This window comes from Microcystis sp. M53598_WE2, from assembly GCF_030067735.1.
Classification (GTDB): domain Bacteria; phylum Cyanobacteriota; class Cyanobacteriia; order Cyanobacteriales; family Microcystaceae; genus Microcystis; species Microcystis aeruginosa.
Genome location: NZ_JASJFE010000620.1, coordinates 1 through 9,019, shown reverse-complemented (window position 1 = coordinate 9,019; position 9,019 = coordinate 1). Strand labels below are relative to the sequence as shown.

Here is a 9,019-nt window from a genome sequence, read left to right as displayed (position 1 = left end):
CGGAGGTGGGTTCATCTAATAACAGTATGCTCGGTTCTAACAGCAAAGCTCTGGTAATTGCTACTAATTGTCTTTGTCCTAAAGATAATTCTAGCTCCCCGCGCTCAAACCACTGTTCGGGAATTTTTAATAGAGATGTCCAACGGTCAATTCTCTGATTAATTTCCGCAGGAGTAAGTTTTTTTAATTGCAGAGGATAAGCGAGAGCATCTCGAACAGTCATCCCTAATAACTTCGACTCTTGTGGCAATAAAACTATCTGTTGTCGCAGGGAAATAACCGGTATTTCCCTAATCGATTTACCTTGAAAATAAATATTTCCCGTGGTGGGTTCTTGCATAAGATTTAACAATCTTAAAAGAGTCGTTTTTCCTGCCCCAGATGCTCCGACAATAGCTAACTTTTCTCCTTGCTTGATGCTAAAAGTAATATCTTCTAACAGATAAGCACTACCCCGTCGGATAGCTAAATTTACTTGCTGTAGTTCTAAAATCAAGAGCGTTCTTTTCCTTACTTAGTTCAAACTTATTATATAATGAAAATAGCCCAATGAGTTCGGCAGGTATTCCCCATGGTTAGTCAAGTTAACAAAAACGAGATTATCTATCCTGAGAGCGACGGTAAACCGATGGCAGATAATACTAAACAATTTAACTGGATAGTGACGATTAAGCAGAATCTCGACTGGTTATATATCGATGATCCCCAGGTATTTGTAGCGGGGGATCTGTTGTGGTATCCCGTGGAAGGCCAGCCGAAAATTGCTGCCGCTCCTGATACGATGGTAGTATTTGGCAGACCGAAAGGCGATCGAGGTTCCTACAAACAATGGCAAGAAGATAATCTTGCTCCTCAAGTCGTCTTTGAGATTCTTTCTCCCAATAATACCTCCATCGAAATGGCCAAAAAATTGCTATTTTATGATCGCTATGGAGTCCAAGAATACTACGTCTATGATCCCGATGATAATAGTCTAGAAGCTTGGCAGCGAATTGGTGACAGTTTAGACAGTGTTAGTGAGGTTAATAATTGGGTGAGTCCCCGTTTAGGCATTCGTTTTGACTTAACCGACGAGTTAAAAATTTATCGTCCTGATGGTACTCAATTTTTGTCCTACAGCGAAATTAATCAACTACTGGAGCAGGAAAAGCAACGGGCTGAAAATGAACGCCAACGGGCTGAAAATGAACGCCAACGGGCTGAACAGGCTAATCAGCAGTTAGTAGAAATGGAGGCAAAACTGCAAAAATATCGTCAACTTTTTGGGGAATTACCTAACTAGGGTCTGCTGAATAAATGTGAAATATAGACGAGGTAAGGGGTTTGGGTCCTGTTTGGCGAGGCAGGTGCAAGATTTTAAAGCTAGTGGCTCAAAAACCTTGCATCTTGATCGGCGATTGCGTCCTGTAGGGGCGAAGCATTCGGGCAATAACTTATCGGTGAAACCGTAGATTTTCTATCCGAATGCTTCGCCCCGATTTTTTCAGCCAGCCCTAACTAGCGAAGGGAGTATAACGAAAAAAGAGGACTGGTTAGTCCTCTTAACAAGATTAGTTTTCGCTAAATGTTAAACACAGAATGATTGCCAGGCCTAGTAGGCTAGACCCATACTGCGGGTGGTTTCTGCTCCGAGATAAACCCGAATGCTCAAGAAATCCGTCGGACAAGCGGTTTCGCAACGTTTGCAACCAATACAGTCTTCCGTGCGGGGGGAGGAGGCAATCTGGGCAGCTTTACAGCCATCCCAAGGAACCATTTCCAGCACGTCGAGGGGACAAGCCCGAACGCATTGGGTGCAACCGATACAGGTATCGTAAATTTTAACGCTATGAGACATTGAATTATGACTCCTTACCGAGTGTTCTCCATGTTAAATTTCGGGTTTATCGGTTAGTTTACCTTACAGCGATCTGTTCATCGCTCGATCGGTGACATAACTTTAAACTCTGTAACACTTGGGGCCAAATGGCGATCGCTAGTCAGGGATCGGGCAATTCTAAAATAGCCTTAAAGAATTGCTTGCCGGGGTTACGGGGGGAACCGAAAAAGGTAATCTGGATCGCAAGATAATTTATTTCGTTTGCCAGTATGACAGAAATAGCGATCGAATCGATCCTACAGGAAAATCGGCTGTTTCCTCCCAGTGCCGAATTTTCTCAGAATGCCACCATTAAAAGCTTTGAAGAATACCAGCAACTCTACGCCAAAGCCAAGGCCGATCCCTCGGCTTTTTGGGCCCAATTAGCCGAAAAAGAATTACATTGGTTTGAAAAATGGTCAGAGATTCTTGACTGGCAGCCCCCCTTTGCTAAATGGTTCGTCAACGGCAAGATTAATATTTGTTACAACTGTATTGACAGACATCTCACCACCTGGAGACGCAATAAAGCTGCCATCATCTGGGAAGGAGAACCGGGAGACAGCCGCACCATTACCTACGAACAGCTACACCGAGAAGTGTGCCAATTTGCCAACGCTTTAAAAGAATTAGGCGTTAAAAAAGGCGATGTGGTCGGAATTTATATGCCGATGATTCCCGAAGCGGCCATCGCTATGTTAGCCTGTGCCAGAATTGGCGCGCCCCACAGTGTAGTTTTTGGGGGATTTAGTGCCGATGCTTTGCGAGATCGTCTTAATGATGCGGCCGCTAAGGTGGTAATCACTGCCGATGGTGGTTTCCGCAAGGATAAAGTCGTTGCCCTCAAGGAACAGGTAGATCTGGCTCTAGCCGATAATAGCGCCCCCAGTGTGGAAAAAGTTCTCGTTGTCCAGCGCAGCAAGGAAGCAATCAATATGGTTGCCGATCGCGATTACTGGTGGCATGATCTACAAAAACAGGTATCTGCTAATTGTCCGGCCGAACCGATGGATAGCGAAGATATGTTATTTATCCTCTACACCAGTGGTTCCACCGGCAAACCGAAAGGAGTCGTCCACACCACCGGCGGTTATAATCTCTACACCCATGTCACCTGCAAATGGATTTTTGACCTGAAAGACACCGATGTTTACTGGTGTACTGCCGATGTGGGTTGGATTACTGGCCATAGTTATATCGTTTACGGACCGCTTTCCAATGGTGCAACCACGGTAATGTATGAAGGGGTTCCCCGTCCCTCTAATTTAGGTTGTTTTTGGGATGTAATCGAGAAATATCGGGTTAATATCTTTTATACTGCCCCCACTGCTATCCGCGCTTTTATCAAAATGGGTGAAGATATCCCCAATAGCCGGGATTTATCCTCTTTGCGCTTACTGGGAACCGTGGGAGAACCGATTAACCCGGAAGCGTGGATGTGGTATCACCGGGTTATCGGTAAAGAAAAATGTCCGATTGTCGATACTTGGTGGCAAACGGAAACCGGGGGGATTATGATTACTCCCTTACCCGGGGCAATTGTCACCAAACCAGGGTCAGCAACCCTACCTTTCCCCGGTATTATGGCCGAAGTGGTGGACTTAGACGGTAATCCCACCCAAGCGAATGAGGGGGGTTATCTGGTGGTCAAACATCCCTGGCCCGGTATGATGCGAACAGTCTATAAAAATCCCGATCGCTTCCGCAATACCTACTGGGAACATATCGCCCCCAAAGATGGCCAATATCTCTATTTTGCCGGGGATGGTAGTCGTCAGGACGAAGACGGTTATTTCTGGGTAATGGGGCGCGTCGATGACGTGATGAGCGTTTCTGGCCACCGTTTAGGGACAATGGAGATCGAATCAGCTTTAGTATCCCATCCCGCGGTAGCGGAGGCGGCTGTGGTGGGACGACCGGATGAAATTAAAGGGGAAGAAGTCTATGCTTTTGTGACTCTCGAGGGGCATTATGAAGCGAGTCCGGAGTTAGCGCAAGCATTAAAGGATCACGTTGTCAAGGAAATTGGCATTATTGCTCGACCGGGAGAAATCCGTTTTACCGATGTACTGCCAAAAACGCGATCGGGTAAAATTATGCGTCGTCTCTTGCGAACTTTAGCATCAGGTCAAGAGATTTCTGGTGATACTTCTACTCTAGAAGATCGATCGGTTTTGGACAAATTGCGGCAAGGTGCCTAATTTAATTGCCGGTTTTTCCTAGTAGTTAGGGTGAGGAATAAGAGTTAATCTTATCTCACTCTAACGGGAGTGAGCCTCGCTGAACATATTTGCTCAAGCACCAAAGCTATAACTAATACTAAATCCTGTTGAAAAGGTATAGGGGAAGTGGGGAAGTGGGGAAGTGGGGAGTCGGTTGTCAATACCAAATTCGGTTATACTTCATGTTTATAAGAAAGGCTGTAATAATAAAGATAAGAGCGAATTGAAATTATAGGAGTTTAATCAATGACCACCACCACTACTACCGATAATGATTTAAAAAGACTAGAAGATTTAATCCTCAATGGACAGAAGATAATCGAACATCGATTCAACGAAATCGACAATCGACTCACTACCATGGAAACTCGACTCACCACCATGGAAACTCGACTCACTACCATGGAAACTCGACTGATTGAGGTTGACAATCGATTGAAGGTGATCGAGAATGGACAAGCGGAAATGAAAGCTGATGTCAAAACTGTTCAAAAAGATACTACCGATTTAAAGATTGAACTCACGGAAGTTAAAGGTGATATTAAAACTCTTGATAGTAAATTTGATGACATGAATAAACGCTTAGAGAAAGTCGAAGGAACCCAAAAAAATCAAATTTGGACATTGATAACTGTCCTAAGTGGTTCCTTACTAGCCGTAGGATTTAGAAGTTTTTTTATTGACAATAATCCCTAATCTCAGAAAAAGAATTGCTATAATTTGCTCACAAAAACAATGAAAAGCGAGCGCCTAATTCTCCGTCCTTGGCAACTACCCGCAGACAAAGAGTCTTTTTTTCAGATCTATCAAAATTCCGAAGTCACTGATTTTTTACCGAGAATTCGTCAGTTAGCCACGGATATTGAGAGTTTAAATGCCCATTTTTCCGAAAGATTACCAACTATTCGTAATCAGGGTAATGGCAGCGATTGGTGGGCAATGATCGATCGAAAAAATAATCAGATTATCGGTTCGATAATTTTACAGAATTTGCCCGATAACCACGGTTATCCTACCCCAGATATCGAAATTGGTTGGCATTTACGGTGCGATTATTGGGGACAAGGATATATGACCGAAGCGGCTAAAGTTATTCTAGAATACGGCTTAATCACCTTACAATTGCCGATTATCTACGCGGTGGTTAATCCCGATAATTATCGCTCAATTCGTGTCACCGAAAGATTAGGAATGCAATCAATGGGATTAACGAATAAATACTACGATACTGAAGCACTTTTATTCTCGATCGAAGCTTAAAGTTCATTAATAATTAGGGTTTGCTGAATAAATCTAAAAACCTTGTTGGATAAGGTTTTTAGACTTTTTTGACCTCAAAAAGTGCCGACCATTGGAGTGATTGGGGGGAAAATTCAGGTACTTTTTCCCTGAAAATTAGGTAGTTGACCACCTGAAAATCGATAAAACCCCACACCCCACACCCCACACCCTGCCACCACCGAAAAACTTTTTCAGCAAGCCCTAATTATTGATTGTTTCTTATTTTATAGCTGCTGTGGTTGTCATGCTAAACCCATTCTTGTTCAAACAGTAAAAAGGGAAATATATTCCCTTTTTCTGGCTTTTATGGACCCATATCCTAAACGGTTTCGGGTTTAACACCTCTTTGGTCGAGAACTTTCTGTAATTCCGCTTCGTCGGTTTTGGTCAAAGAAGTGCGTAACACTTTACCTCCGTAGGGGGCCACTTCATCGAGGACTTTATCGGGGGTAACTTTTTGGACGAGAACAAAGAGAGCAGAGGTACTGGGCTGCAGGGTTTCTCCCAATTCGCGCATAAAATTGTCATCCACACCGATATCACTTAAAGCACCTCCCAAAGCACCACCAGCAGCACCGAGGACGGCCCCTAATAAAGGGGATAAAAAGAGCATTCCGATTAATAATCCCCAGAAACTGCCACTAGCGGCTCCCGCTGCCGTTAAATTGACCGCTTGCTTGAGTTTAATCTGGCCATCTTTGTTTTTAACCACTACGGCAGCATCTTCTAGCTCGATGAGATGTTCCTGTTGCAGTTTAGCCAAAGTTAAACGAACTTCTTCTGCTTTAAATTCGTCCTCATAGGCGATGACAAATAGATCGGCCATAGTTTTTCCTCGATTATTAGTAAATAAAACCTTTATACACTACTTTTGCCGGATTAAAAAGTTTGAGGTATCGGAGAATACCTCAAAGCCATGGGGATTAGGTGTCATAAATACGAGCTTCAAAAGCATCGGGATTTTCTTGACAGTATTCCTCAAAATAGGTTTTTTCCGGTTTTTTAGCGCGTTGGTGTGCCAATTCTGCCTGTAATTCCTCAACAACATCCCAAGCTGCGGCACAATCGGGAGAATTTCCCCCTTTTTCAGCACATACTGCCCGGGCAATATCTCTAGCTTTGATAATCTCCGCTTCTAAATCAAGACTGCGGGGCTTTTCGACGGCGTTACCTTTATGGAGGATGTCACTAACAGATATAACACCGAGCAAATCACCTTTAATTACCGGTGCGAAACGAATACCAGTATTAGCAAATAAGCGAGCTACATATTCAACCCCGAGGTCGGGATTAATCACGATGCAGGGTTTGCTCATCACTTCATAGACGCGCACTTTTTGCGGATCTTGACCGAAAGCGACGACTTTATAGACAATATCGGTTTCGGTGATAATTCCGTAAGCATCTTCATCGTGACGGCGATCAACAATGAGAGTTCTAATGTTCTTTTCTCTCATCAATTGTACTGCTTTGGCAACGGTTTCAGAACCTTTAATCTTGGCCACCTCCGTGGTCATAATTTCAGCTGCTTTCATAGTCATAGTTAGAGAAGTTAAGTTGTGCCTTTGTTATTTTAGAACATAAACTGACCCCTAATACTGACGGCTGACGGCTAAAAAACCGCTCCCTGATTAACGCCATTCTACCAGTTGTCGTTCTTGGACAACCAAACCATATACTGTCTCGGTTTGACGGGCTAAATTTGCCCAATGAAAGCGTTTTTCTAGGTCTTCGTAGGCGTTATTAACTAATTCTTGGGCGTATTCAGGATGATTTAAAACCTCTAAAATGCCCCAAGCGAGGGAATCAGGATTATTGACGCGGGTGACAATTCCCGTTTGGCCATGACGGACAACTTCGGGAAAACCGCAGGTATCGGAAACTACCACGGGAACCCTAGCGGCGAAACTTTCCAAGGCGACAATACCAAAAGGTTCGTAAAGACTGGGAAAAACGGCACAATCGGCCACGGTTTGGAAGCGATCGAGGTTTTCATCGGACATAAAGCCCGTAAAATAACAATGATGCCAGATACCGAGATGCCAGGCCTGTTGTTTGAGTTTGTCGGTATTGCCGCCACCGATAATGACAAATTTAGTTTTAGCCCCAGTCTGGCCGAGGACTTTTGGGGCAGCGTTGAGTAACACCGAAACCCCCTTTTCAAAGGTCATACGCCCGACGTAATAGACGATTTTTTCGTAATCTTCGGCATATTGACGACGAAAAGCTTGGTAATCAAAGTTAGGGTCTCTTTGCTTTTTCTCGGCCCGAATACCGTTATAAACCACATCGATTTTATCCCAGGGGGCGCCCAAAGCCCGATGGACTTCATGACGCATATAGCTGGTACAGACGATAACGCGCCAAGCATTATAGACGAGGGTTCCCTCTTTGCTGCCGATATAGCGTTGGGTGTCGGTGTGCAGTCCGTTATAACGTCCGTATTCCGTGGCGTGAATAGTGGCAATCAGGGGTATTTTAAAGAGATGTTTCATGGCAATGGCCGCATCCCCTACTAACCAATCGTGGGCATGAACAAGGTCAAATTTTCCGTATTCGGCGATTAGTTTGCCGCCCCGTTGCCCCATGCTGTTATTCATGTTGACCACCCAATGGAAAAAGTCATTGCCGGGGGGTACGGGGACGCGGTGGATGTGAATGCCTTCGACCAGTTCGTAACTGGGGGCCTGACCGAATTCGATCGTGATTAAATGGACTTCATGACCGAGTTTGACGATTTCGGGATAGAGTTCAGCGACATGACGGGCGATACCGCCCACTAATCGCGGTGGAAATTCCCACGCCAACACTAAAATCCTCATTTTTCCCTAACCTCGACCTGATTTAAGCTTGTAGGTAATCATTGCATCCCCATGGTATCTATTTTGGCTCTGGTTTCTTCCTCTAATTGCCACTTTCCCCGCACCAGTCTTGAGAGGATTTCTTGTCGCCACTTGCTTAATTGTTCCTGAAAAGCGGCCGTTTGTAGATCGTTGCGCCAGAAAATTAGGGCTGATTCGCCAGTTTGCGGATAATAATTTTTACGCTCTCCAGCGATGCGGAAGCCAAAATGCTCGTAGAGTGCGATTGCTGACTGGTTCGATACCCTTACCTCTAGCGTAGCCCTTTCCAGTTGTCTTTGTACAGCCTTTTCAAGCAGTTTGTAGAGAAGCAGTTTTCCTAATCCTTGTCTTTGATAGTCGGGATAAATTGCCAGGAGGGTAATATGCGCTTCTTCGAGAATTGCCCAAAAACAAGCCAATCCGATTAGGGTTTCGCTATCCCGGTCCAGGGTAAGAATTAATAATTCACTGTTGGGGCTGTCTAATTCCCGTTGATATCCCGATAACGTCCAGATACCGCCGAGACTGGTGCGATCGAGTGCCACCATGGCGGCAAGATGCTCTGATTTTGGGGTTTTAAGCTGGATTTTTGCCATTGATCGGGGAAGGGAGCAGGGTGTGGGGTGTGGGGTGTGGGGTGTGGGGTGTGGGGAGTGGGGAGTGGGGTGTGGGGTGTGGGGTGTGGGGAGAAGGGAGAATAAATAAAAATAGTCTCGGAGTCTCCTGAATCCTGTCTCCTGAATCCAATGGTAGATGTGGGATTTTTGCAGGAGTTCTATTTTCTGACAAATATAAGCCAAAGTTATTTATTGACT

Annotated in this window: 10 protein-coding genes; 4 read left to right on the top strand and 6 right to left on the bottom strand. The window is 44.7% G+C overall.

All coding sequences use genetic code 11. The features are described from left to right. The coding region (locus PX636_RS12645; protein ID WP_288117451.1) for an ATP-binding cassette domain-containing protein at positions 1-496 on the bottom strand (496 nt) is incomplete at its 3' end. A gap of 75 nt (positions 497-571) precedes the next feature. Between PX636_RS12645 and PX636_RS12640 the strand changes: the two genes are divergently transcribed. Continuing rightward, entirely contained in the window at positions 572-1,282 is a 711-nt protein-coding gene (locus tag PX636_RS12640; protein WP_288117449.1) for a Uma2 family endonuclease, read from the top strand. 309 nt (positions 1,283-1,591) lie between these two features. On the opposite strand, the gene psaC is transcribed toward PX636_RS12640, so the two are convergent. After that, entirely contained in the window at positions 1,592-1,837 is a 246-nt protein-coding gene (psaC, locus tag PX636_RS12635; RefSeq protein ID WP_002734319.1) for a photosystem I iron-sulfur center protein PsaC, read from the bottom strand. A gap of 251 nt (positions 1,838-2,088) precedes the next feature. On the opposite strand from psaC, the gene acs reads away from it, so the two are divergent. The 3 genes from acs to PX636_RS12620 all read left to right on the top strand — a co-directional run bounded on the left by acs (position 2,089) and on the right by PX636_RS12620 (position 5,340). After that, positions 2,089-4,059 (top strand): acetate--CoA ligase, encoded by a 1,971-nt coding sequence (gene acs, locus PX636_RS12630; protein ID WP_288117447.1) that lies wholly within the window; start codon positions 2,089-2,091, stop codon positions 4,057-4,059. A 267-nt stretch (positions 4,060-4,326) separates the two neighbouring features. Next, a complete protein-coding gene (locus PX636_RS12625; protein ID WP_002756670.1) occupies positions 4,327-4,776 on the top strand; it encodes a hypothetical protein in 450 nt (149 codons plus the stop codon). Positions 4,777-4,815: 39 nt separating this feature from the next. Continuing rightward, entirely contained in the window at positions 4,816-5,340 is a 525-nt protein-coding gene (locus PX636_RS12620) for a GNAT family N-acetyltransferase (protein WP_002796559.1), read from the top strand. A 340-nt stretch (positions 5,341-5,680) separates the two neighbouring features. Here the strand turns inward: PX636_RS12620 and PX636_RS12615 are convergent, their stop codons facing one another. The 4 genes from PX636_RS12615 to rimI form a co-directional block, all read right to left on the bottom strand. Next, complete coding sequence (locus PX636_RS12615) at positions 5,681-6,187, bottom strand: DUF1269 domain-containing protein (RefSeq protein WP_002731545.1); 507 nt, start codon at positions 6,185-6,187, stop codon at positions 5,681-5,683. Positions 6,188-6,284: 97 nt separating this feature from the next. Next, positions 6,285-6,902 (bottom strand): CP12 domain-containing protein, encoded by a 618-nt coding sequence (locus PX636_RS12610; protein ID WP_002796558.1) that lies wholly within the window; start codon positions 6,900-6,902, stop codon positions 6,285-6,287. 90 nt (positions 6,903-6,992) lie between these two features. Then, entirely contained in the window at positions 6,993-8,183 is a 1,191-nt protein-coding gene (locus tag PX636_RS12605; protein WP_002796556.1) for a glycosyltransferase family 4 protein, read from the bottom strand. A gap of 38 nt (positions 8,184-8,221) precedes the next feature. After that, the gene (gene rimI / locus PX636_RS12600) at positions 8,222-8,800 is read right to left on the bottom strand and encodes a ribosomal protein S18-alanine N-acetyltransferase (protein WP_002796554.1); all 579 of its coding nucleotides are present in this window, start codon (positions 8,798-8,800) and stop codon (positions 8,222-8,224) included. Positions 8,801-9,019: the final 219 nt, after the last annotated feature.

What these genes read in the sequence shown, in the direction of transcription:
- PX636_RS12615 (WP_002731545.1), bottom strand. Translation starts at nt 6,187, where the DNA reads ATGGCCGATCTATTTGTCATCGCCTATGAGGACGAATTTAAAGCAGAA.
- PX636_RS12640 (WP_288117449.1), top strand. Translation starts at nt 572, where the DNA reads ATGGTTAGTCAAGTTAACAAAAACGAGATTATCTATCCTGAGAGCGAC.
- acs (WP_288117447.1), top strand. Translation starts at nt 2,089, where the DNA reads ATGACAGAAATAGCGATCGAATCGATCCTACAGGAAAATCGGCTGTTT.
- rimI (WP_002796554.1), bottom strand. Translation starts at nt 8,800, where the DNA reads ATGGCAAAAATCCAGCTTAAAACCCCAAAATCAGAGCATCTTGCCGCC.
- psaC (WP_002734319.1), bottom strand. Translation starts at nt 1,837, where the DNA reads ATGTCTCATAGCGTTAAAATTTACGATACCTGTATCGGTTGCACCCAA.
- PX636_RS12605 (WP_002796556.1), bottom strand. Translation starts at nt 8,183, where the DNA reads ATGAGGATTTTAGTGTTGGCGTGGGAATTTCCACCGCGATTAGTGGGC.
- PX636_RS12625 (WP_002756670.1), top strand. Translation starts at nt 4,327, where the DNA reads ATGACCACCACCACTACTACCGATAATGATTTAAAAAGACTAGAAGAT.
- PX636_RS12610 (WP_002796558.1), bottom strand. Translation starts at nt 6,902, where the DNA reads ATGACTATGAAAGCAGCTGAAATTATGACCACGGAGGTGGCCAAGATT.
- PX636_RS12620 (WP_002796559.1), top strand. Translation starts at nt 4,816, where the DNA reads ATGAAAAGCGAGCGCCTAATTCTCCGTCCTTGGCAACTACCCGCAGAC.